The 24001-nt window shown below is 66.9% G+C and carries 16 protein-coding genes; 13 read left to right on the plus strand and 3 right to left on the minus strand.

Annotated features, from left to right (window positions below; genetic code table 11):
- The 3 genes from lipB to MJD61_04600 form a co-directional block, all read left to right on the plus strand.
- Positions 1 to 566 (plus strand): lipoyl(octanoyl) transferase LipB (gene lipB, locus MJD61_04590; GenBank protein ID MCG8554555.1); only part of this gene is annotated, 566 nt, incomplete at its 5' end.
- A 17-nt stretch (positions 567 to 583) separates the two neighbouring features.
- The gene (locus tag MJD61_04595) at positions 584 to 1792 is read left to right on the plus strand and encodes a DUF1444 family protein (protein MCG8554556.1); all 1209 of its coding nucleotides are present in this window, start codon (positions 584 to 586) and stop codon (positions 1790 to 1792) included.
- A gap of 201 nt (positions 1793 to 1993) precedes the next feature.
- Complete coding sequence (locus tag MJD61_04600) at positions 1994 to 4288, plus strand: hypothetical protein (GenBank protein ID MCG8554557.1); 2295 nt, start codon at positions 1994 to 1996, stop codon at positions 4286 to 4288.
- Positions 4289 to 4307: 19 nt separating this feature from the next.
- Here MJD61_04600 and MJD61_04605 read toward each other — a convergent pair whose 3' ends face one another.
- Positions 4308 to 5051: an EAL domain-containing protein gene (locus MJD61_04605; protein ID MCG8554558.1), complete on the minus strand. Its 744-nt coding sequence runs from the start codon at positions 5049 to 5051 to the stop codon at positions 4308 to 4310.
- Between the two features lie 384 nt (positions 5052 to 5435).
- Here MJD61_04605 and MJD61_04610 point away from each other — a divergent pair, with 384 nt between their 5' ends.
- A complete protein-coding gene (locus tag MJD61_04610) occupies positions 5436 to 7442 on the plus strand; it encodes a hypothetical protein (GenBank protein ID MCG8554559.1) in 2007 nt (668 codons plus the stop codon).
- On the opposite strand, the gene MJD61_04615 is transcribed toward MJD61_04610, so the two are convergent.
- The gene (locus tag MJD61_04615; GenBank protein MCG8554560.1) at positions 7360 to 8238 is read right to left on the minus strand and encodes a hypothetical protein; all 879 of its coding nucleotides are present in this window, start codon (positions 8236 to 8238) and stop codon (positions 7360 to 7362) included. The genes MJD61_04610 and MJD61_04615 overlap by 83 nt on opposite strands.
- A gap of 476 nt (positions 8239 to 8714) precedes the next feature.
- Between MJD61_04615 and MJD61_04620 the strand changes: the two genes are divergently transcribed.
- Together MJD61_04620 and cls are read left to right on the plus strand one after the other, a co-directional pair.
- A complete protein-coding gene (locus tag MJD61_04620) occupies positions 8715 to 11696 on the plus strand; it encodes a M66 family metalloprotease (protein MCG8554561.1) in 2982 nt (993 codons plus the stop codon).
- A 99-nt stretch (positions 11697 to 11795) separates the two neighbouring features.
- The gene (cls, locus tag MJD61_04625; protein ID MCG8554562.1) at positions 11796 to 13247 is read left to right on the plus strand and encodes a cardiolipin synthase; all 1452 of its coding nucleotides are present in this window, start codon (positions 11796 to 11798) and stop codon (positions 13245 to 13247) included.
- An 86-nt stretch (positions 13248 to 13333) separates the two neighbouring features.
- Here cls and MJD61_04630 read toward each other — a convergent pair whose 3' ends face one another.
- On the minus strand, positions 13334 to 13801 hold the full coding sequence (locus MJD61_04630; GenBank protein ID MCG8554563.1) for a transcriptional repressor: 468 nt from the start codon (positions 13799 to 13801) through the stop codon (positions 13334 to 13336).
- 183 nt (positions 13802 to 13984) lie between these two features.
- Here MJD61_04630 and MJD61_04635 point away from each other — a divergent pair, with 183 nt between their 5' ends.
- The 7 genes from MJD61_04635 to MJD61_04665 form a co-directional block, all read left to right on the plus strand.
- Positions 13985 to 15568 (plus strand): hypothetical protein, encoded by a 1584-nt coding sequence (locus MJD61_04635; GenBank protein MCG8554564.1) that lies wholly within the window; start codon positions 13985 to 13987, stop codon positions 15566 to 15568.
- A gap of 147 nt (positions 15569 to 15715) precedes the next feature.
- A complete protein-coding gene (gene secA / locus MJD61_04640) occupies positions 15716 to 18868 on the plus strand; it encodes a preprotein translocase subunit SecA (protein MCG8554565.1) in 3153 nt (1050 codons plus the stop codon).
- The gene (locus MJD61_04645; protein MCG8554566.1) at positions 18861 to 20390 is read left to right on the plus strand and encodes a DEAD/DEAH box helicase family protein; all 1530 of its coding nucleotides are present in this window, start codon (positions 18861 to 18863) and stop codon (positions 20388 to 20390) included. Before secA ends, MJD61_04645 begins: the two co-directional genes overlap by 8 nt.
- Positions 20377 to 21663, plus strand: a complete 1287-nt coding sequence (locus MJD61_04650; protein ID MCG8554567.1) for a DUF790 family protein — start codon at positions 20377 to 20379, stop codon at positions 21661 to 21663. The genes MJD61_04645 and MJD61_04650 overlap by 14 nt, the downstream gene beginning before the upstream one ends.
- A gap of 75 nt (positions 21664 to 21738) precedes the next feature.
- Complete coding sequence (locus MJD61_04655; protein MCG8554568.1) at positions 21739 to 22578, plus strand: arsenite methyltransferase; 840 nt, start codon at positions 21739 to 21741, stop codon at positions 22576 to 22578.
- Entirely contained in the window at positions 22575 to 23153 is a 579-nt protein-coding gene (locus MJD61_04660; protein ID MCG8554569.1) for a sigma-70 family RNA polymerase sigma factor, read from the plus strand. The genes MJD61_04655 and MJD61_04660 overlap by 4 nt, the downstream gene beginning before the upstream one ends.
- A gap of 222 nt (positions 23154 to 23375) precedes the next feature.
- Positions 23376 to 24001: alkaline phosphatase family protein (locus tag MJD61_04665; protein ID MCG8554570.1), on the plus strand; the 626-nt coding region annotated here is incomplete at its 3' end.

Here is a 24001-nt window from a genome sequence, read left to right on the forward strand (position 1 = left end):
ACGATCCGGTGGTGACCATGGGACGCGGCGGTCAGCCGGAACATGTGCTGCATACCCGCGAGCAACTGGACCGCCGAGGAGTGCAGCTGCGAGACAGCGGCCGCGGCGGTGACGCCACCTACCACGGCCCCGGACAGCTGGTCGGCTACCCCATCTTGGACCTCAGCCCGGATCGGCGCGATGTGCGTCGCTACGTGACCGATCTCGAGGAGGTTATGATTCGGCTCGCCGGGCTCTACGGGCTCGAAGCGCGGCGAATCGACGGGCTACGGGGGGTGTGGGTCGACGATCGCAAGTTGGGGGCGGTTGGGGTGCGCATCAGCCGCTGGGTCACCAAGCACGGCTTCGCACTAAACGCCGAAACCGACCTCAAGAACTTCGAGCTGATCGTGCCCTGCGGGATCAGCAACTGCCAGGTCACCTCGCTTGCTCGCGAAACAGGGCGACCAATCGACCTGGAGCGGCTTGCGAAACAGACCGGCAGGGTGTTCGCCGAGGTGTTCGCATTCGAGCCAAGGTGGCACGATGGGCCACCCGCAGCCTTGCGGGAACCGCCGGATCCATGATTCCTTACGGATCCTGAGTGGGCGATCGCGAAGCACATCCTGATGCACGCTGGTGGTTGCCCCTGAGTCGCAGCTGCGGCCCTCTGGTGCCGGCTGCAGAGGCGTTCGTCGCAGCGCAGCTCGCCGGCGTTTGCCCCCGAGGCACACGCGGCCTTGTAAGGCTCGCCGACGAGCTCGAACGATGGGCCGAGAAAAGTGCCCTTGACGAAGAGCAGGATCGGCGCTTCGTGGAAGGCGCGGGCGCGCTGCTGGCGTTGCTGCTGGCCGACCACATCGGCGTGGCATCCCACGTGTGCCGCGATGGGATCCATCGCCTGCGCTTGGGTCGCTTCGGCTGCTGCGATCCGTTCGCCTGCATCGAGCGCGCCCTGCAAGCGGACAACTGCCGGGCCACTCTGGCCTCGCAAGTGCGCAGGGCGGAGAGCGAAGCCGAAGGTCATGGACCGGTGGCTCGTGTGATCCACGAGATCGAACACCAACTGGAGCAGTCGGACAGCGAGCTACGCGTCAGCGAGCACTTCGACCTTCGTGTGTGGTTGGGTGCCCAGGTCGAAATCGATCTGCGCAAGGTCGTGGCGGCGACGAGCAACGAAGCACCGACACTAGTCCGTGAAGCGGTCGCCAAGCTGCTCGCGCCGGTGCTGTCCAGGGCCGAGCACTCGGCTGCAGTCGGCTGGGCTCATGCCCGGCGCCTGCTGCTGCCCCGCCTGATCGGTCCCGCATTCCCTACGCGCAGCGCGAGCCGGCAGGGACATCTCGCCACGCTGCCGCTCATGGGCGACGTGCGCATTGCCCTGGCACTCGACCACGGCGATCGTACCCGCTTCCTGCGCGAGGATGAGCTGCGCGCCTGGGGAGTTGCCTGCGATCGTGCCCTCACTGAAGCGGTGGCCAACCTCGCCGGCCGCTGGCGTCGGGCTCGTTTTGTCCGTGAGCAGACGCAGGACGGCCCCATGCTGCTCGCCCGGAGCGGAGATGGCCTGGATGCGAGTCGTCTGCTGCTGCCCGCAGTTCAGGCCCTGTTCGCTGCCGAATTCGCCCCTCAAGCCGCCGTAGCGGTACCCCACCGCGATCTCCTGATCGCCACCCCTGCGGAGCCGGCAAGCCGGCTGCGGGATCTGGCGCAGCGCGCAAAGGAGGCGGCGGCGCGCGCACCTCACCGGATAACCACCCAGCTCTTTTGCGTCCGGGCGCCGGGACAGCTCGCCCTCGCGCCATTGCGATAGCCCGCATGGTCGGCAGAGCGCCGCGACGGGACGTTCCAAAGGCGGGCGATTGCGACTATGCTGGGCTCCGGTGTGCACAGTGGTATGTGGCAAACGCACGGTGCGGGCCCCGCCCCCGCGGGGGCGGGCGCGCGCAGGCGGGGTTGGCTGGGCCGAAAGGCGGCGGGCGCCTTGTGCGAACCCGGCAAGTGACCTCCCGAGATGACCAAGGGGCTTAGAGCCGTTCAGCTAGCTTTCTGGGTCGTCGTGGCGGCCAGCGCAGCAGCGTTGGCGCTGGCCCGGCCGGTCGAGCACGATGCCGCCTACTATCTGGCAAGACAGGAAATCGCCACGCTTGCGGCCAGCCTGGATCGTACGGCCCAGGAGCAGGCCACCTCCCTGGAAGCTCGTTCCCAGGCCAGGATCGACCTTGGCTCGCTAGCCAGGCAGACCACGATCGCCGGTGTGCTACACGTCAAGGCCAAGGCCAACGCGGCTCCGATCGAGCCGCTGGCTCCCGTCGTTCTCGATACGCTGGCAGCGCTGAACGCCCACGCCCGCCATGACGTAAAGGTCCGGGTGGCCGTGCCGGATGCAGCCGGCATGGTTTCTGCGCTGCGCTGGCGCCTGGCCGCTCAGCCCCCGGCCCCAGCCCCTGTCACGGGTGCGGCGCCCGAGTCCAACACAGCGGCGCCCGAGTCCAACACAGCGGCGCCCGTTCCGCCACAGCCCAAGATCCCCGAGTTCGAGCTCGAATCCATAGCCTGGAGACCGGTGCAAGGCCAACGTGTGGGCCCGAAGCGGGAGCAGGAGATCGAGCAGCTAAGGCTGCGTGTGGCGCAGGCGCGGCTGGAGCTGGAGCAAGCCCAAGCCGAGAGAGATCGAGCCGAGGCAGTCTTCCGGTATCGCCGCGACAACAATATCGACATCAAGTTGCGGCGGGAAGCATGGCTCAACGTTGTGGCCTCACGGGAGAAGGTCAGGCAGCTTTCGGGCGAGCTTCGCTCCCTCGGCAAACGTTACGATCGCCTGTCGCGCAAGGCTCTCGCCTACCGCTCGCCCCGCACAGGCGCACTCGAGGCCGCCGAGCTGGCGGGCGTCGTCGCGGCGCTGGTAGGGCCAGCTGCAAACCGACTGAAGCTCGAGTTCCCCGCACCGCTTGTGCGCCGGAGCGTAGCGGTGACACCGGTCCCCCTGGCCGGCTTTGACGCCACCAAGGCTGCGGACTTGTGGCCGGAGCTCGCCTCGATGTCACCGGTCGAGGCCCTGCAAGCCGTTGAAGGCAAGTTCTCCTGGCACAATCAGGGCATGGAGGTCTCCGAGTTCAAGATCGGCGGCCGCACGGTGCTGCAGGCCATTCCGGCCGCGCTGATCGTTCCGCTGCTGGCCGTGGCCCTGTTCTGCCGCAGCGCACGCAGCGGCTACCATCCTTTTCACAGCGCGGGCTGGCGGCTTCCGGTGCTGGGAATTGGTAGCAGCTTGCTCAACTGCCTCGCCCTGATCGGCCTGCCCCTGGCAGCCGGCCTCACGTGCGTCTGGACCCTGTCGCGAATCCAGGGCCATCCGGTGATCCCGCTGCTGCTGACGGCGATCGGCGTGGTGGCTGCGGTCTGGGCCTGCAAGGAGATGGTTCAAGTTCAGAATCTGCGACGGCAGGTCACCCGGATGAGCAATCCGCCTTCCGATTTGCCAGCCAGCACGCTTCCTCCGCCGCTCGACGCTGCGCGATCGCCGATACCTCCCCCCGCGCGCCTTCCGTCCGATTGGAGTGGGACTTCGGGGCCGCCCCCGGCGCTCTCCGAGCGGCCAACGCTTACGAGCATTCCCCCGCCCGTCCCGGCCGCCGCCAGGCGCCGCTCCACTCCCACCTTGCCCCCGCCCGTACCCGAAGCGGCCAAGCGCCCGACGCGCCCACCGCCCGACGCAGCGGAAGCCGGGACCGAGGAAGGCGGCGAAGCACCGGGATCGCGCGCGGGTCCGCCCGCGCTGAGCGGCTCCGAGGAGGTGGGCTTGTCGCTTGCGGAGGTGCTCTCGGACGAAGCCGGGTCCCCCTCGATCGAAATCGAGCCCGACTTCGACCAAGACGCCGATCAAGGCGGTGGCGAAGGGCCCGGGCCCCACATCGACGAGCCGAAAACCGCATCGCAACCCCCTAGCCAGGGCCCGGCGGACCACCCCGGCTCGGCGGACGAGGGCGAGAGCGACGACGGGCGTTCGCCGACACGCCCTGCTGCTGACGAAGCAGCTCCGGCAGCGGTTGGCGCCGGCAAGGACAGCCCGCTGGCCCGACCGCAAGGCCCGGGCGACGAGGCCGCACCTTTGGCGTCGGGGCCGAAAAGCAACGGTGAGCCTTCCAAGAAAACTGGCTCGAAGAAGAAACGCCGGCGGTCGGCCCGGTCGGGCAGCCCGACCGACGGCACAATCCCAACCTCGGAGGCTGGCGCCAGGAGCGACAGCCCCAAGAAGGCCGGCACGAAACGCAAGCGGCGACGCTCGGGCGGACGCACGCGACGCTAGCCCGAACTTGGGTTTGCGGCTAGGGTCCCGTGCGATCGAACACCGGTGTCGGAAAAGGAGGCGCGGGCTTGGCGAACAGGAACCCCTGCAGCAGGGTGCAGCCGAGCGCCACCAGCGTGTCACGTTCGGCGCTGGTTTCGATGCCCTCCGCCACCACCGCGCTGCGCAGCTTGCGGCATAGGCCAACCAGCCAGCCGATGACTTCGCGCTTGGTGGCGTCCCGATCCACGCCCCTGACGAGCTCCATGTCGAGCTTCACGATGTCCGGTTTCAAGGCGACGAGGCTCAGCAGCGACGAATAGCCGGCACCGATGTCGTCCAGAGCGATGCGAAAGCTCATGGCTCGGAGTGCGGCGATGCGAGCTTCCACGTCCCTGACCTGGTCCAGTCCGGCGCGTTCGGTGATCTCCAGCACCACACGGTTGGCCATCAGGGCAAGCGGCGAGTTGGGCGCATACAAGGCCTCGTCGAGCAACTCCGTCGGGTGCAGGTTAACAAAGAGCAGCGCGTCGTTGGGCGCGTAGTGAAGTGGGCGTGTGCATTGCGTACGCACCAGGGTGCCCAACTCCTGCAAGCGCCCGAGCTGCTCCGCCGCGTCCAGTAGATCGCCGGGATGGCGCAACGCAGGCTCGCGAGAGCGCACCAGGGCCTCGTAGCCGATTATCCGCCGCCCAGACCACTGCACAATGGGCTGGTACACGATGTAGACACCCGTCAACGCCTGCTGGAACAGCGAGTCCAGCCACTTGGTCATCCTCTCCATGGCGCTTCCTTAGGGCCCGCGGAAGAATAACTCGTCTGTATCGCCGAGGGCCGGGCGCCGTTGGCAAGGCGCAACGACGAGGAATATTGGGGATATTTCGAGGAGGCGCAACATAGCCAGCGGTGGTCGGAACCGGAAGGTCAGGCCAGACCGTCCAGCAGGGCGCGAACATGATCCGGTGCATGTCGGTCGCGAACGCCGAAGACGTTCGTTTCCTTCCGGCCGCGCGGCACGGGCACGGCTTGTCAGGCGGTGCACATGGTGCAAGGATCGAGCGGCTATCGAGCCATTTCAGGCGGATATCGCCTTGTACGATCGTAGGCTCTATCTCCAGTGGACCGATCTTCCCAGCACGTGTGTTCCGGCGTCCGCCAGCGCAGGGGGATGAGCTTGTCCGCGATTCGCTACCGGAACGGTGATCCCATCATGTCGATAGCAACGAATCTCCCATCGACAGGCGCGAGCAGCCGCGCCGCGGCCTCATGGCTGCTGCTGGCCTTGCTGCTGGCCAGCACGGCCGCGTTCGCGCAAGCGCCGGACGAGCTGCTGCGGGTCCGGGTGCACGCTTCGCCCGCCGCGCTCGAGCTGCTCGACGAATGCGGGGCAGAGATCCTGGCCCAGACCGCTTCCAGCGCCGAGGTCATCGTTTCCGCCGCGGATCTGGAAGAGTTCTCCCGCAGCGGCCTCCCATGGACCGTGCTCGAGCGCCATGCCAAGCGCCCCGGCAAACCCCCGGGCTACATTCAGACCTACGCCGAGATGATCCAGCAGATGCAGATGCTGACCGCCGGCTCGCCCATCGCCACGGTCGTCAATGTGTCGCAGCTCGTGAACCAGCCGCCCACTGCGGGGGGCCAGAACCTCCATGCCGTGAAGATCTCCGACAACCCGATGCTGGACGAGGACGAAGTCAACGTCATGATCGTGGCTGCCCACCACGCCAACGAGATCGTGACGCCGGAGATCGTGCTGTACGCCATCAAGCAGTTCGTGGAGGGCTACCTCACGGACCCGCGGATCAAGGCGATGGTGGACGAGTACGAGATCTGGCTCGCGCCCGTGTGGAACCCCGATGGCTACGACGCGGACCTATCCATGATGGGCTATGGGCGGCTCAACAAAAATCAGGTCAATCTGAACCGCAACTACCCGATCGGCTGGGCAGGTCGGTGCGGCGGCCCTCCCGATCTAGGCCACGGCAACTACCGCGGTCCCAGTGCGGGCTCCGAGATCGAGACCAAGACCATGATGGCCTGGTCCAAGGCCCGCCGCTTCGCCAAGGTGCTGGATTTTCACACGCGGGGCAGGCAGGTGCTATGGGGCTATGCACCCTCGTGTCATCAATACCCGGCCAAGTTCACTACCTGGATCGAAAGGGAGGCGGGTCGCATTCACGCGGCATCGGACTGGACCCAGGCGTTGGACTGCAGAGGCGCTCCCATACGGCCACCGTCTGCGGATGGCGAGCATCAGCAGTGGCAGTTTGCCAAGATGGGAGCCTATGCCCACCTGGTGGAAACCTTCTGCGTGACCCATCAGCCGCCCCACATGGAGGCGCTGCAAGAAGCGCCCTATTTGTGGCCGCTCATTCAATACGTGATCGAGCGGCCGCTGAGCATGTACGGCCACGTGCGTGATGCCTATACGGGCATGCCGGTCGAGGCCAACATCAAGCTCGTAGGCGTCAATTTCTCCCGGGGCGAGAAGAACAGCAGCGGCGGTATGTTCGGCCGCTACCATATGACGCTTCCTCCTGGGGACTACAGGGTGAGGTTCTCCGCCCCAGGCTACGAGGACCAAACCGTCCCGCTCATGGTGGCCGACAACATGTCCTCGACCATGATGGACATCCGGATGGCGAAGCCCGGTATCCCGGTGCCTCCGCTGCCTCCACCCGGGGTGGGTGGCATGGTCGGTGGCGTTGCCGGCCTCGGCATGGGTGGCGGCGGCCCGGTCGCGGGCGTGGGTGGCCCCGGCGCGGGCGGCCAGATTGGGCCCGGGGCCGGCGGGGCTGGCACCCCGGGAGCGACAGCAGGCACTGCACCCGTGGCTCCAAACCCGGGTGCTGGACCCATGGTCCCGCCGCCTGGTGTAGCCATGCCGGCGGACGAGGGCTGCGGCTGCCGCGTCGCACTCGGCGCCGCTCCGGCCGGGGACAACGGCTGGGCTCGGGCGTTCATGGGGCTGTTCGTGCTTGGCATCGGCTTGTGGCGGATGCGGCGACGCAACCCACGCAAGGTGAGCCAGGATGTGTTGGCTGTCAGGCTCGAGTTGATCGGAAGTGCCGCACTCGAGCCAGGGCGGGCGGTCATCGGCGCCCGGGTCGGGATCCTCGACGCGGCCAAGGCAGGTCGTAGGCAAGCTCGACGAGCTTCGTTTCCGAGTGCGTGAAGTCCCCGCTCGCCAGTCGCCAGCGTGCCGTGAGCTCGGTTGGCACGTGGACCCCGGCGCGCTGCTCCCAGCCGCCGTACGATACCCGCCACGGCAAGCGCGGACAGCCTTCGCCGGCAACGCGATGACGCTCGGCGCTGAAGCTCTGGATCTCGCCACCCTCGGCAAAACGGAAGACTCCCGAAACCCTGCTCGAAGCCTCGGTCAGCGAGACCCTGCTCGAGGTTGCGTCGAGCGCCTGCCAGCTGACCGCGGGGCTCACAAGGGCGTGGGGGAACCAGACAGCTTCCGCGAGATAGCGCAGCAGCGTGCTCTGGTCGGCCTCGGGGCCGTGGGCATCTACTACCGGCAACGCGGCCGCGAGCTTGGTGAGCACGTGGCCCCGCTGCTGAAAGAACATGTCGCGGGTTGCGAGCGGCACGAAGCGCGCCGCGTTGGCCCAGGTTTGCCCCACGAACGCGAGCGGGTCGAGCGTGTAGTTACGCTCGCTGGATGCGGGCATCCAGGCCTCGCCGGGCTCGAGTCGCACCTGGCCGCGTTGCCGGACCAGGACCCAACGCGGCCGCCGTTTGCCCACGATCGCGGCGTAGCGTAGATACTTGCTCACGGGTCGTGGCAGGCCCTCGAGCTCGCTGGCCGACACCAGCGTGCCTGCTGCCGGGGCGATGGCGCTCAGCATCTCGGCGGTTTCGCGCGTCATTTGCTTGCGAAACTGAAAACGCGCGGCGCCGCCCGCGGTGCCTGCGAGGGCTGCCAGCGCAAGGCTTGCAGCCAGTCCCAACACCAAGGGCTTCATGCTGCATACCTAGCACCTGACCCGAAACGTGCATTGTCCACTGATCTGGCTGCGGCGCGCCTGACCACACCCGGACCGTGGACGATCGCACAGCGTGCTGGTGGTCGTAGTCGTGGTCGTGGTCGTGAACGTGGTCGTAACCGGTACGAGGCAACCCAGCCAGTGACAAACACGTCCTCGGTGCCACGTGTGCTGCCGAGACCGGCGAGTCCAAGCAACGGATCGTCTACCACGACCACGACCACGCAGAGTCCAAACCTGCGGTCCCACGTTGGTCCCGGCCACCCAAAAACGCGCCACTTCGCTCCGGTCAACTGCGCTGCAATCGTCTTGAACACACTCCCTTTGTGGCCAGGACCGGGCGGCGGGACTGTTTTCGAGAGCCGATCCTTGCCCCGGGCCCCATCCAAGAATGCAGCCGTTCGAGGTGTCCCATTGATGCTACAGTCCTGGGTCCAGGAAACCGGGAGTCCACCATGACGAGCCGCCTTTTCGGTCGTTCGGTCCGGGGCGCAGCCGCCGCCTGCGCTGCGCTGGGCGTGTGCGCCTGCAGCGCGCCGGCCGGGCCCTTGGGCGGCGGTCCTCCTCAGGCGGGGAGCGTCGCGGCTCCCGGCTTGGGGGGTGCGCTGGGCGGCCCGCCATGCACCGGCCCCAGGTGCGCCCCAACGCCCGTCGATCCGCCCCCCGGACCGAACCCGCCTCGCGGGCCCAACCCGCTGCCAGGACCCCTGCCTCCCGGGCCCAACCCAGCACCGGGGCCCGTGGCACCTCCCGGCCCCGGTGCACCTCCCGGCCCCGCCCCGACCCCGTGCGCGCCGCTGGCGCTTCAACCCCGCGCGTGGCCCAGCCCCAACCCGCTGCCTGAAAGCCCGCTCGCGGGTGAGCTCGAGCTTGGTCAGACGCACGTGATCAAGGCCAGCGAAACGCGCCTCGCGCCGCGCATGGTGGCCGAGCGCCCGGCTATCGTCCTGTTCACGCCCGCGCAGCCCCTAGACAGCGCGACGCCGCTGCACGTGGCCGCGCTGCACCATGGGCAGCCCCTGGGCGCAGCACCCATGTTGCCACCCGAACGCTTGCCGCAAGCCCTCGAGCAGGCACTGACCCACACGCTGCTGCCGCCCTACTCGCACAGCGCCTGGTCGGCCGAGCTGCCAGGTACGTGGATGCGCGAGGGCGTGGAGCTGCTGATAGGGTTCGAAGCCGCGCAGCGTCATGTCATGCGCCATGTCCTGAGCGACTTGGCGCCGCCGGCGCACATCACCATGCGGCGCGGGTCCATGGTGCTGTTTGGAGACGACTCGTTGCTGCCTGCGCCCATGAATCTGGAGAAGCTGGCCCACGACTACTATCCGGTCGTGCCCTTCTCCTCGATGCGCTTCATCGACTACACCCCCTTCCGAGTCGAATCCGTGCTCGTGCCCCGGAACATGGGCAGCGTGGTGCGAGCGACGTCGGACCAGGAGGTGCGTGCTGCAGGCTCGGGCTACTACCACTTCCTGAAGCGGTTCTTCGCCCTCCGGTTGGCCGCTGCGAACGCGGGCCACGGCCTGGTCTCGACCTCGGACCAACTGGGCAGCGAAGCCTATGCGATCGGAACCAACTTCGTGCAGGGCACCTACCGCACCGTGAACGGCACGCAGGGCAACACCTACGATCACCCCTCGGGCGGCGCCGGCTGGCTTGGCTGGACGTGCCTGCATCCTGGCGGTGGCTGCGGCAACGTGACTACCCACGAATGGGGCCACTCCTTCACCCTGCACCACTTCCACGGCGGCCAGGCAATGAGCTGGGGCATCTCCGGCGAGTACCCTCAGGACGGCATCAACCTGGCGACGCATCCCTGGGGCTTCGATACCTGGCGCGGCCAGTTCCGCACCTGGTACCAGGTGCAAACGTCAGCGATGGACCTGAACAACCTGCAGGGCAAAAGGGACCCCATGAACGGGGGCGATCCTGCGAACCCCGAGACCTGCTTCCCCCAGTACACCGCCTACCACGCCCTGCGGATCCAGAAGTGGCACGAGGAGCGGCTTGTCGTAGCGGACTACGACGGCAGGCCGGGCCTGTTTCGGTGGGACCGGCCCTCGCGCAGCTACCGGCGGGCCCCGCCCGAAGGCGGCGGTCAAGAGCCCGTCGCGCTACGGGTGCCCGCGATGACCGTAATCGGCGCCATCAGCACGGAGCTCGCCGACATCTACGCTCCGATCTTCACTCGCGAGGGCACCCTGTTCACGCTGCCCGATCCCCGCGACCCGGGCCTCCCGCAGCCGTTTCACGGCGCGCGCCACTACCTCGAGATAGAAACGGCCACGGGCCCCTTGCTGGCGCTGATCGCGCTTGGGGACGTGGCCCCGGGAGAGGTTCGCTACTTCTCGCTCAACCTGCCCGCGGACGGCAGCGTGCGCCGCATCAGCCTGCGCAGGTCGACCGCTGCCTATCCGAACGCGGTAGCACAGGGTAGCAACGTCATCGCGACCCGCGCCGTGAATCCGGCGCCTGCCGAGCTGCCACCGGTGTACCGCGCGGGCACGAGCCCACGATCGCAGGCGAGCGTGCGCCTGACCCTGCGCTGCAAGGACGATGCAAACTGCGGGCCGCGCTCGCAGCTTGCCCTGGTGCACAAGGGGCCGGGACAGATATCGTTCGACAGCGTCGCCGGCCAGCCGCTCTCGAGCCTCGCCTGCGATCGGGACGGCGGCTACTCCGAGTTCGGCGTGCCCGTGGCCAACCAGGCCGGCGTGCCGTCCATGTTGGTCATGAGGGGGCAGCGGATCATCGACGTAGACGGCCGGCATCTGCAGCTCGCACTGCCCGATCACGGCAACCTGCAGATCGGTTCGTACGCTCGCCAAGGCGTCCGACTCTGGCTTCCGATCCAGCCCAACCTCGGCTTTGCTGCGGGTCGTTACCGTACCCAGGGGCCCGTGCTGCTGGCGGGCCAGCTGCTTGGAGCGAGCCCCATCCCGGAGCCGATCGCGATTCGAATCGAGGTCGATGTGGATGTCTTCGACCCCGTGACTGCCGATCTGTCCGCGGGCGCCACCTTCACCTCGCTGCCGTTCAAGGTGCCCGAGCTGGACTCGTCGGTCTATTTCCTGACCCGCCGCGAATACGGGCCCAGCGTGCGCGTCTGGTACAGGACCGAAGAGCCCTCGGAGATAAGGGCACCCGTGGTCGACTCGGTAACCGGCGCTCCGGCGCTGCTCGTGGTGCGTGCCTGGCGTGACGCCTGCGGCACGGGCATGTTCCCCATGCAGGCCGGAGAAGCCAGCCGCAACTGCGAGCACCGTCTGTTTCTCCAGGTCGAGCCGGGCAAGAATCCCGGCCTGGCTTCAGGCACCACCTACGTAAGCCCTGTCCACGATCCGGTGCCCATCTTCGTGCACCGCTGGCACGCTCCGAACGCCGAGGCGCGCATCGGTGCCTTCGGAGTCGGTCTGCGCTACACCGCACCCTGAACGCGGGCCAACTGGGAACGCTCTGGGGACAGCTAGCCGATCGGCCCGATCCGGCCGGGCGCGCTTGACAGCCCGGCTTCCGAAGCGGTTGCTTTGCGCATGCCTCAGTGGTTCGTGTCGAGCTGGCCCCAGGTGAGCACCGCCTTGGTGCTCGTGATCACGTTGCTGGCCAGCGCGCACGCTGTCCTCAACAAACGCGACGTGCGAAGCGCGACAGGCTGGATCGGCATGATCTGGCTGGTCCCGGTGCTTGGGGCGCTCTTGTATCTGCTGTTGGGCATCAACCGGATCCGGCGTGAGGCCGTGGTCTTGCGCAAGGCCACGCGCCGCTACCACCTCGCACCAGGCGTGCCTCCGCTGACGCCCACCGGACTGGCCGGCCGGCTGGACTCTTCGGTCGGGCACCTGGTGGAACAGGCGCGGCTGGTCGAGCAGATCACTTCGCGTCCGCTGCTCCCGGGCAATCGAGTGCAGGTCTTGGTCGACGGGGACGAAGCCTACCCCGCCATGCTGGGAGTCATCGACAGCGCTCGCCACTCGGTCTCGCTGGCGACCTATATCTTCGACAACGACGGGGCCGGCCGGAGCTTCATCGCGGCCTTGCAGCGGGCCCATGAGCGCGGAGTGGCTGTGAGGGTGCTGGTGGACGACACCGGTGCCCGCTACTCCCGGCCGCCGATCGATCGCATTCTGCGGCGCTCCGGAATCCGTGTTGCGCGCTTCAATCCGGCATTGTGGCCGTGGTCGGTGCGCTACCTGAACCTGCGCAACCACCGCAAGCTGCTGATTGCCGACGGTCGAGTGGGCTTCACGGGCGGGATGAATATTCGCGTGGGCCACATGCTGACCAAGAGCCCCAGACGCCCGGTCCACGATCTGCATTTTCGCCTCGATGGGCCCGTCGTTGCCCAGCTGCAGGAGGTGTTCGCTGAAGATTGGGAGTTCACCACCAAGGAATCGCTGCATGGCGAGCGCTGGTTTCCCAGGCTTCACGCCCTGGGCTCTTCGATCGCACGCGGGATCGCCGACGGTCCCGACGAAGACTTCGAGAAGATGCGCTGGACGTTTCTGGGAGCCCTGGCGAGCGCGCGCAAGAGCATCTACGTCGTAACCCCCTACTTCCTTCCTGATCGGACCTTGTCCACCGCGCTCAACGTGGCGGCGCTGCGAGGCGTCGAGGTAGACATCGTGCTGCCGAAGAAAGGGAACATCCCCCTGGTCGAATGGGCCATGTGGGGACAGCTGGCACAGACCCTGGAGCCCGAGTGTCGTGTCTGGCTCGTCCCCCCTCCTTTCGACCACTCCAAGCTCTTGGTGGTGGACGAGTCTTGGGTGCTCTTTGGTTCTGCGAACTGGGATCAGCGTAGTCTGAGACTGAATTTCGAGTTCAATGTGGAGTGTTACGATGCCGCACTCGCCGCGCATCTATGCAAGCTGCTGCGCTGCCGCATTGCTGGAGCGCGCCTGCTCACCCGTGACGTACTACAGCGCCGGCCCATGCTCCTGAGACTACGTGACGGGGTGGCGCGGTTGTTGATGCCCTATCTCTGACGTGAAACTCGCGTTTCCGGCTAGTACCGCCACACAACAACCTGCCCACCTCGCAGGCTCGAAACGCCGCTGCCGTGTGGCAGGTCCTAATTGTTCTTGCCACGGCAGGTCCCGCAAAGCCCGTACAGCTCGTGCTTGTGGCTGATGAGCTTGAAGCCATGCCGGTGGGCGAGCGTCTCCTGCAGTTGTTCGATCTTCAGGTCCTCGAACTCGACGATTTCCTTGCATTCGACGCAGATCAGGTGGTCGTGGTGGCTGTCCTCGTGGGCCACCTCGTAGCGTGTCAGTCCATCACCGAAGTGACGCTCGTTCGCCAGCCCGCATTCTTTGAGCAGCTTGAGTGTCCGGTAGACTGTCGCGTAGCCGACCCGCGGATCGCGCTTGCGGACAAAACCGAGCACGTCGTCGATGGAGAAGTGACCCTGCGTGGCAAAGAACACCTCGGATACCAAACGTCGCTGGGCCGTCGAGCGCAGTCCCTTGCGGTTCATGTAGGCCGCCAGGTGTTTCTGAAGGGCCTTGATGTCAGGACACGCCGAGTGCGCTTGCTTCACGAGGTAACCCCGAGTTTCCGACCCTCGACCCCAAGAGCCGCCGCACGAGCGGCACGCCAGCACCCAACGGCGCTCGCCGCGGCATGCGACCGCTACGTCCTGCCAGACCGGCCATGCTAGACACCTAGGGTAGCATGTTAGCGATGTCCATGGGGAGGCTGGTTTTTTTGCGTCGCCGCCGCCGTGAAGGGCCGCCTCCAGAGCGCTAGTGCCTTGTTCGACGAGCGCACAGACGAAAGCGGAGGCAGTGATTGGCGCCGTCGTGCTGTCGAGCTGTCGGTCAAGCTGCTGGTTCCCGCTGCGGTCGCGATCGCGCTGGTCTCGGTGCTGGTGGGGGAGCGTATTGATGTCGCTCATGACCTTCACGTCGTTGCTGCCTCTCATGTACTGGCCGGGCAGCCGCTGCCCGTCCGTGTGCTCGTCTACGGCAACCTCCGGGCAGTGCAGGGACCCAAGCTGCTGAGCGCACCGGTTCAGGTCGAGCTGGAGACACCCACTGGGCTGCTGCTGGCGCGGGCCGATCTCCGTCCATCTGCCTTGGGCAGCATGGAGGGCGCGCTCGAGGTTCCGCCGGCTGCCGGCGGGCCCATGCGCTTGCGCGCGAGCACCGTGTTGCACGGGCAGCGGGTGCGCAGCGAAAAGGACATTCACGTGGGCAGCACACGTGCTGCACGCCGCGATCTCGTCGCGCGCCCCGTGGGGCCGCTTCAGACGCTTGCGCTCGGTCCCGTGCACGTCGTGGCCGGCGATCCGCCGGCGGATCTCGACCTGAGGGTGGGCGGGGGCACGTGCGTGCCGGAGCGACCATGCGAGCTGCTGATTCACGTGGGCATGCCGGCTGCGAGCGTGCGTCTGGAGCCCACTGCCTCCGTGTCGCCGGTCCGCGAGCAGCCTGGCGCTGCGACCACGAGCGGGTTGGTCACATTGACAGCGATCACCCACGGGCCCGAGGCGCACACGCAGCTGCTCGCGTACCGATCGGGTGCTCTGGTTGCGCGTCGCGCCGTGCGCCTTCCGGTCGCATTGGCTGTCGCGTCCATGCGCCTGCAGCAGGCCGTGTCAGACGCGCCGGCCCGGCCGGAGGTCACGGTGGGAAGCGACGCCGATGCGCTCATCATCGAGGCCTTTCGTGACGGCTGCTGGCTACGCAGCGGCGTGCTTGTCGAGCCCCGGCAGCCGCTGCCCTTCGAGCCGCTGGAGGCGGGCATATGGCGGCTGCAGGCTCGCGCCGATCCGTTCGCATCGAGCACCGCCGCGGTTCGATTCCTGTACGTCCGTGAGCCGGGTGAAACGCGCATGCAGTCGCTCTCGGCGCTGGCCCGTTTCGGTCTGGAGCAGGACGCGCGCGACCCGTTCGCTCGCCGCCTGTCGGTGAATCCTGGGGCCTTCGCCGAGGAGGACCTCGCGCGTGTGGCCGGTTTCGTCTTCGCGCGAGGCGAGCCCCACATCATGCCGCAGCCGGCCGCGGCCAGCGGTTACGCGTCTGCGGTGGCACGGCTCTCGGAGCAGCGCGCCCAGCTGCGGTTGTTCGCGCTGGTCTCCCTGGTGCTGTCCGGGGTGGCCCTGGCTCTCGTGCTGGCTCGACGTGGCCTGCACGCCGCGTCGGAGGCTCGCCGGATCCTGGCCGATGCCGGCGTGCGCGCCGCACAGGGTCGCTTGCGCAAACTGCGGATGACCCTAACCGTGCTGGCTTCGGTCGCGGCCATTCTCCTGGCCTTTTCCGCGATCGTGATCTACGTGCTCGCCCGCAGCCAGGCATACGGATAAGACGCAGCGAAGCGCACGGGCCTCGATGGTCCGGATCGGAGCTTTTTGCAGCGTGCCGGGGCGTTGCAGCCCGCTTGCGTGCGACATACCGAACGCGTACAACGCACGTGCGTCCTGCCTTGGTCGGCCGGATCGCCGTAGCAGCCAATGTTCGGACCGGTTCTGAAGAAAGTACTGGGCACCAAGCACGAGCGCGAAGTCAAGCGCATGCGGCCCGTCGTCGAAGCGATCAATGCGCAAGAGCCTGCCATCAAGAAGCTGAGCGACGCCGATCTCCGTGCCAAGACCGCTGAGTTTCGAGCCAGGCTGGAACGCGGCGCAACGCTCGACGATCTGTTGATCGACGCTTTTGCGGTTTGCCGCGAAGCAGGCGTACGCGCGCTGGGCATGCGCCACTACGACGTGCAGCTCGTGGGCGGGATGGTCCTGCACCACGGCAAGATCGCCGAAATGAAGACCGGTGAGGGTAAGACCCTGGTGGCCACGCTCGCGTGCTACTTGAATGCCCTGGAAGGCAAGGGGGTGCACGTCGTCACCGTGAACGACTACCTCGCCCGGCGCGACGCCGAGTGGATGGGAAAGCTGCACGGCTTTCTCGGTTTGCGCACGGGCGTGATTCTGAATGCCCAGTACGATAGCGACAAGAAGCGTGCCTACGAGGCCGACATCACGTACGGCCAGAACAACGAGTTCGGGTTCGACTACCTGCGCGACAACATGAAGTTCAGCATCTACGACTACGTTCAGCGCGATCTGAACTACGCGATCGTAGACGAGGTCGACTCGATTCTGATCGACGAGGCGCGCACGCCGCTCATCATCAGCGGGCGCGGGCGCACGGCCAGCGACAAGTACGTCAAGATCAACGAAATCGTTCCGCGCCTGCGCAAGGATGAGCATTTCACGGTCGACGAAAAGAACCACTCCGTCACGCTCACGGAGGAGGGCATCGAGGTCGCGCAAAAAGAGCTCCAGAAGCGCAGCCTAACCGAGGCCGAAAACCTCTACGATCCGGTGAACCTGGAGACGCTCCACATTCTGCAGCAGCTGCTGCGCGCGCACGCACTCTACAAACGCGACCAGCAGTATATGGTGAGCGAGGACGGCAAGGTCCTCATCATCGACGAGTTCACAGGGCGCGTCCTGGCCGGCCGGCGCTGGTCGGACGGCCTGCATCAAGCGGTCGAGGCCAAGGAAAACGTCCCTATCCAGGAAGAAAACGCCACGCTGGCTACGATTTCGTTCCAGAACCTGTTTCGGCTCTACCGCAAGCTGGCCGGCATGACCGGCACTGCCGACACGGAGGCCACGGAGTTTCACAAGACCTACAAGCTCGATGTCACGGTGATACCGACGAACAAGCCGATGATCCGGGCGGACCACGATGATCTCGTGTACAAGACGGAGCGCGAGAAATTCAAGGCCGTGGTCGAGGAGATCAGCGACTGCCAGTCGCGCGGCCAACCCGTTCTGGTAGGCACGACGAGCGTCGAAAAGTCGGACGCGCTGTCACGGATGCTCACCCGGCGCGAGATCGCCCACCAGGTGCTCAACGCCAAGCAGCACGAAAGGGAGGCCTACGTCGTGGCGCAGGCGGGCCGCAAAGGCGCGGTCACGGTAGCGACCAACATGGCCGGGCGCGGCACGGACATCGTGCTTGGTGGAAACCCCGAGATGCTCGGGCGGATGGAGGCCATGCAGTCTGCCACCGAAGAGCTGCTGGCGGATCGCGAGGCCTTCGACGCTGCGGTGCGCGGGGCCACCGAACGCTACGTGGAGGACTGCGAAAAGCAGAAGGCGGAGATCCTGGAGGCGGGTGGCCTGCACATCGTGGGCACAGAGCGTCACGAGTCGCGCCGCATCGATAACCAGCTCCGCGGTCGCAGCGGGCGCCAGGGCGATCCGGGGAGCTCGCGTTTCTATCTTTCGCTCGAAGACGACTTGATGCGGATCTTCGCCGGTGATCGGATGCAGGGCTTCATGGACCGCCTCGGCATGGAGGAGGACGTGCCCATAGAGCACCGCTGGGTGACCAAGGCGGTCGAGAACGCTCAGACCAAGGTGGAGGAGCGCAACTTCGATATCCGCAAGCACTTGCTGGAGTACGACGACGTAATGAACCAGCAGCGCAAGAGCGTCTATTCGCTGCGCCGCCAGGTTCTCATGGGGCAGTACCGCAGCGTTCCCAGCGAGGACGAACGCAAGAAGGGGATCGAGCCGCGACCGCTGGTGAAGGGTGCCGACGCGAAGGTGAGCAGCGAAGTCCAACCCATACTCAGCGACATGGTGAAGGCCTACGCTGCGTCGCCGCCCCCCGACGCGGCCACGCCGGAGCAGCGCGAAGCCTGGCAGCGTGAAGTCATGCAGCGCAGCATCGAGAGCTTCAGCAAGCTGGAGGCACGGGCGCTCGAGCAGCAGGTTTACGTTACGTTTGGCTGCCAAAGCGATCTCGAAAGCTACGCTTCCAACCCCAAAGGCGCGCTCGAGTTTCTGGGCAAGCAAGTGCCGCTGTCGATGACCGAGCAGCGGGAGCGTCTTCTGGATCTGAACGACGAGCTGATCGGCACCATGGTCGAGCACGCCTGTCCACCCAAGGCCCATTTCGAGGACTGGGACATCAGCGGCCTGCAGCGCGCCTACGAAGACCAGTTCGGCATTCCCGCAACGGGCCTGGAGAAGCACGCCGATCCCGGCGATCTGGCGGCAAAGCTCTACGAGGATGTGGAGGCGGTGCTCAAGAAGAAGGAGGCCGAGGTCGGGCAGCTGCTCTACTTGCGCCTCTTCCGCAACTTCTACCTGCAGGAGATCGACAATCGCTGGCTCGAGCACCTGCAGGACATGGATCACCTTCGCGATGGGATCGGCCTGCGCGGCTACGGACAGCGTGATCCCAAAAAGGAGTATCAGAAGGAAGGATACGACCTGTTCTTGCAGATGGTGCAGAGCGTCAAGGCGTCGGTGGCTCACAACATGTCGCACTTCGTGGTCGAGCGTGAGGACGAGATCGAGCGCGATGTCGAGCGGCTCGAGGAACAGCGGCGCCGGAAGGCCGAGGCCCAGCAGCAACGCATCCGAATGAGCCACGCATCCCAGAGGGAAGGTTCCGACGCGGGCGCGGCGCGCGGCAAGAGGGCACGCGGAGCCGGACGCGGGCCGGCAGCCGGCAAGCCGGCCACCGTGCGCCGAGACCAGCCCAAGCTCGGCCGAAACGAGCCGTGCTGGTGCGGCAGCGGCAAGAAGTACAAGCAGTGCCATCTGCGTTCGGATCAGGACGGACCTGCGGTCGGCGCGGGTGGCTGAAACGCCGGCCGGTGAAGGGATGCAGGGCGCCAACAAGCAGGGCGCCAACAAGCAGGGCGCCAACAAGCAGGACGCCAAGATGCAGGGCGCCGAGATGCAGGGCGCCGGGATGCAGGGCGCCAGGGAGCAGGGCGCCGACCCGGCACCGACCCGGGCCGGGATCACGCTGGGCTTCGCGGCCGGGACCCTCGAGATCCGTGGCGTGGCGCGCGAGGCAGACACGTTGCCCGAGTGCTGTTTGTGGGACGCGCGCGCCGCCTGTTTTCGTGCCCCGGCCGCGACATACGCGGCCGTGGTGCGCCACCTTTCGCGGGCGGGCCTCGCCTTCGAAGATCACGCGCGCGCCTACGCCTGTCTCGAGTCGGCCCTGTGCGTTCATCGCACCCCCAGGCCGTACCAGAAGGATGCGCTGCAGGCCTGGCAAAGCCAGCAAGGCCGCGGCGTGATCGTGCTCCCGACCGGTGCCGGCAAGACTCAGGTTGGCGTGATGGCGATCGACGCTACCCGCCGCTCCACGCTCGTCGTTGCCCCGACCCTGGACCTGGTGCGTCAATGGTACGATGTCGTTCGCACGGCGTTTGCGAGCAAGGTCGGTGTGATTGGCGGGGGCGAGTACACGCTCGAGCCGCTCACGGTCACGACCTACGACTCGGCCTATCTGCACATGGAGCACATCGGTGCGCGTTTCGGCTTGATCGTGTTCGACGAGTGTCACCACCTTCCGGGCGCCACCTATGCGCTCGCGGCGCGCCTGTCCCTGGCTCCCTACCGGCTGGGTTTGACCGCGACCCCCGAGCGCGGGGACGGTCGCGAAGCCGAGCTGGACGAGCTGATAGGGCCGGTCGCGTACCGGCGTGACATCGTGGAGCTGTCCGGCAGCTACCTCGCGCAGTACGAAACCGAGCGCATCGGGGTGGAGCTTGCGCCCTTGGAACGGGCCGAGTACGAACGCGAGCGTCGCATCTACCTTGCGTTCCTGCGGGCGCAGGGCATTCGCATGGGCACCAAGACCGGTTGGTCTGACTTCGTGATGCGGGCGGCACGCAGCGAGGAAGGGCAGCGTGCGATGACGGCCTATCGCCGGCAGCGCGAGCTCGCCTTCACGGCGCCCGCAAAGCTCGAGTACGTCGAGCACCTGCTGCGCCTGCACCGGCACGATCGTTCGCTGCTCTTCACCCAGGACAACGCCACCGCCTACGCCCTGTCGCGGCGTTTCTTGATTCCAGCCATCACCCACCAGACCAAGGTCAGCGAGCGCAGCCAGATCCTCGATGGCCTCAGGGATGGCACCTACCACGCGGTGGTCACCTCGAAGGTGCTCAACGAGGGCGTGGATGTACCGTCGGCGAACGTCGCCATCGTGGTTTCCGGAAGCGGCTCGGTGCGCGAGCACGTGCAGCGGCTGGGGCGCATCCTGCGCAAGCAGGACAACAAGCACGCGCTGCTCTACGAGCTCGTGACGCTCGAGACCAGCGAGGGCAACACGAGCGAGCGGCGCAGGGAGCACGTTGCTTACCGCTGATCTCGTGCGTGCGCGCCGTCGAGGCGATGAGCTGTCGCTGGCGGCGCTCGACGCCAGGGCGCGTCAGGCTGCCGGCGTGCTGGCGCAGAGGTACATCGAGCTCGCGCGTGCCGGCATCGGCTCTACCCGCGCGGATTTCAGCGACGGCTGCGCTCAGGTGCCCGTGGCGGCGAGGGATCGCAAGCTCGCGGCGGGCTTGCGCAAGCTCGTGGAGGACCGCTGCGAGTTCGAATCCGGGGCGGCACAGGATCCCCGCACGCTGCGGGCCGAGGTGTTCGCCGCGGCGAGCTCGGCGCTGCGCGCCGCGCCGCAGGTCGCGGACTTCGATCGAGCTGCTTGGCTCACGCGACAAGCCGAACAGCGCGGCATGACGCTGCCCGAGCTCGAGCGAGCCCTGTACGCCGACCTGCGCGGCGAGCAGATCCTGTGCGCCTTCGAGGAGCTCTCGGCCGAGCGTCTTGTACAGCGCTACGAAGCCGCCCAGGCCCAGGCGGTTCTGCTGCGAGCCGTGGGCGTTGTCGCGCGCGTGTACTGTTCCGAGGCGTACGGCTACCGGCAGCTCTTTCGCAAGCTCAAGTTTTTGCGCCTGCTGCACGAAATCCGCCCGCTGGCCGCGTCGGCGCAGTTTCCGCAAGGTGGCTACGAAATCGGCATCGATGGACCCTTCAGCATGTTCTCCCAGGTCACCAAGTACGGTCTGCAGCTGGCGCTGGCGCTCCCCGCCGTGCAGGACTGCGAGCGCTTCAGCGTGCAAGCGCAGGTGCGCTGGGGCCAGCAGCGCCAGCCGCTGCGTTTTCGCTTGCAGGGAGGCGAGCCGCGCGGCGGCGCGCCCGCGACGAGCGCAGCAAGGACGCCTGGCGCCACGCAGGCCGCCTTGCCGGACGAAGTGCGCTCGCTGCTCGAACGCCTTTCGGCGCTCGACAGCCCGTGGCGGGTCGAAGCCTGCCGGGAGATCCTCGAGCTGCGCGGGCTGGGCGTCATCGTGCCGGACCTGCTGTTCGTGCACGCGCGCAGCGGGCGCAAGGCCTATCTCGAGGTGCTCGGCTACTGGAGCCGCGACGCGGTATGGAAGCGCGTCGAGCTCGTGGAGCAGGGCCTCGAGCAGACGATCCTGTTCGCCGTGAGCAAGCGGCTCCGAGTCAGCGAGCAGGTGCTCGACCAAAACCTCCCCGGCGAGCTCTACGTCTACAAGAACACCATGAGCGCGCGCGAGATCCTATCCCGGCTCGAGCGCAAACACGGCGGAAACGCCGAGCAGCTGAGCCTGGGATGATTAACTGCATGGGTTGACTCGGAACCTGCGTCCTTTCCTCGTCAGGCCCGTCTTCTATCATGAAGGAGGTCGAACATGACGACAACATACACCAAGAACGAGCAGATTCGCCATACCGTCCGCGAACACTACACGCGGGTGGCTCAGGCGCCCGGCGCGTCCTGCTGCGCAGCGGGCTGTTGTGTGCCCTCATCGGCCGCGTCGTCCCTGCGTATCGGTTACAGCGAGCGGGACCTCGCAGCGGTTCCCGAGGGCGCCGATCTTGGTCTTGGTTGCGGCAATCCCAGGGCGATCGCTTCGTTGCGCCCCGGGCAGACCGTGGTCGATCTGGGCAGCGGGGCGGGCTTCGACTGCCTGCTGGCGGCTCGCGAGGTCGGCGCGCAGGGGCGTGTGATCGGCGTGGACATGACCGTCGAGATGGTCAGCAAGGCTCGCGCAAATGCGGGCAAGGCCGAGGCCGAAAACGTAGAGTTCAGGCTCGGAGAGATCGAGCATCTGCCGGTCGCCGATGGCAGCACGGATGTCGTACTGTCCAACTGCGTCATCAACCTGGTGCCGGACAAGCTCCAGGTGTTGCGTGAGGCTTTTCGAGTGCTCAAGCCAGGTGGTCGGCTTGCGCTCGCCGACGTTGTGGCCCTGAGTGAGCTGCCCGATTCCATCCGGCAGCAGGCTGCAGCGATCTCGGGCTGCATCGCCGGAGCCGCCCGCGTCGACGAGTATCGCGATATGCTCGCGGCCGTAGGGTTCGACGAGATCCGCGTCAGCGTGCATCCCGAGAGCAGGGAGTTCGTGCGTGACTGGCTGCCGGGCAGCGGTGCAGAGCGCTACGTAGCCTCGGCCAGCGTCGAGGCCATCAAACCGAAGGCAGACGGGTGTTGCGCGCCGGATTGCTGTAGCGAGGATGGTGGAGCGTGATCGACGCCAATCCAGACCTCTCGTGGACTTCGCTCGCTGCGCGGCTGCGACCTTTCATCCGCCGCCGCGTCGCGAGCGATGCGGACACCGACGACGTGCTGCAGGAAGTCCTGCTCAGGATGCACCGGGGGCTGCACAACCTGCAGGACGATACGCGCCTTGCCGCCTGGATGTACCGCATCGGACGCAGCGCGATCGCCGATCACCTGCGCGCTCGCCAGCGCCGGGGGCCCGCTCGCGCGCCTCAGGCCGGCGAGGTCACCCACGTGCCCCTGGAAGCGAACGAAGATGCTGTCGCGGCCCCCGTAGCCACCTACGTGGCTTCCTTGGTGGCCCATCTGCCTTCACCCTACCGGGAGGCCATCCAACTAAGCGAGCTCGAGGGACGCTCGCACAAACAAGCTGCGCAGATGCTGGGGATCTCGCTTTCGGCGATGAAATCCCGCGTACTTCGCGGTCGAGCGAAACTGCGTACGATGCTCGAGGCCTGCTGCGACATCACCATCGACCGCCGCGGCAAAGTCATCGCGTGGCAGGCACGCCGCGTTGACGAAGCGGGCTCGAGCTGCTGCTAGGGGCGTGGGTTCAGGAAGGCCCCGCCCCTCGGGGGCCGGCTCTTGCGTTGGCCTTGCCCTTGCTCGGAAACGTGATAGCCGAGGCACTCGAGAAGTCGAACAGGTCGTCTCGATGTTGGTCAAGCCTATCACTAACGAGCGATCGATGACAGTTCGGGCAAGGGCAGGGGCAGGGGCAGGAAAATCCTGTCACGGGCCCTCAGTCACGGCAGTGGAGCAGCGGTGAGCGCACGAAACCTGATCATCGGCCTCGACGGGGCGGATCTCGACCTGGTGCGAGCACTGGGATCGCGCAGGCTGCCAGCCTTGCACGCGCTGCTCGAGCGGGGCGTCTGCGCTGCGCTGCGCAGCGTGCAGCCCCCGGCAACGCTGCCCAACTGGACCACCTTCCTCACGGGAGCGGACCCTGGGGCTCACGGGGTCTTCGATTTCACCGTACGCTCGGGTTATCGCGTACGTTTTTCCGCGGGCTGCGTGCGCGAGCTCGCGACGTTCATGAGCCGGCTCGACGCCCTGGGCCTGTCGTGCCTTTGCGCAGGGTTTCCGGGCACCTGGCCACCCGAGCAGCTTGGCAACGGGGTCTTCATCAGCGGCTGGGATGCACCCGTTGCGTTCGAGGCGGACCGATCGTTCGTGTGGCCCCCGGAGCTCTACGGCGAGCTCAAGCGCGAGCACGGTGCGCTGCGGTTTGACGATGTCGATGAGTTCGCCGCGGGGCACGAGGCTTGGCACGAGCGGCTGCCTGCCGCGCTGGTGCGGCGCGTGCGACGAAAGACCGAGCTTGGCTTGTGGCTGCTCGAGCGACGCAGCTGGGATGTGTTCGCGTTCTATTTCGGTGAGAGCGACAC

It is taken from the genome of Pseudomonadota bacterium (assembly GCA_022361155.1).
Lineage (GTDB): Bacteria > Myxococcota_A > Polyangia > Polyangiales > JAKSBK01 > JAKSBK01.

Bases quoted from the DNA above. Each gene is read 5' to 3' on its own strand.
- MJD61_04600 (MCG8554557.1), top strand. From the start codon at position 1,994: ATGACCAAGGGGCTTAGAGCCGTTCAGCTAGCTTTCTGGGTCGTCGTG.
- MJD61_04605 (MCG8554558.1), bottom strand. From the start codon at position 5,051: ATGGAGAGGATGACCAAGTGGCTGGACTCGCTGTTCCAGCAGGCGTTG.
- MJD61_04610 (MCG8554559.1), top strand. From the start codon at position 5,436: ATGAGCTTGTCCGCGATTCGCTACCGGAACGGTGATCCCATCATGTCG.
- MJD61_04615 (MCG8554560.1), bottom strand. From the start codon at position 8,238: ATGAAGCCCTTGGTGTTGGGACTGGCTGCAAGCCTTGCGCTGGCAGCC.
- MJD61_04620 (MCG8554561.1), top strand. From the start codon at position 8,715: ATGACGAGCCGCCTTTTCGGTCGTTCGGTCCGGGGCGCAGCCGCCGCC.
- cls (MCG8554562.1), top strand. From the start codon at position 11,796: ATGCCTCAGTGGTTCGTGTCGAGCTGGCCCCAGGTGAGCACCGCCTTG.
- secA (MCG8554565.1), top strand. From the start codon at position 15,716: ATGTTCGGACCGGTTCTGAAGAAAGTACTGGGCACCAAGCACGAGCGC.
- MJD61_04655 (MCG8554568.1), top strand. From the start codon at position 21,739: ATGACGACAACATACACCAAGAACGAGCAGATTCGCCATACCGTCCGC.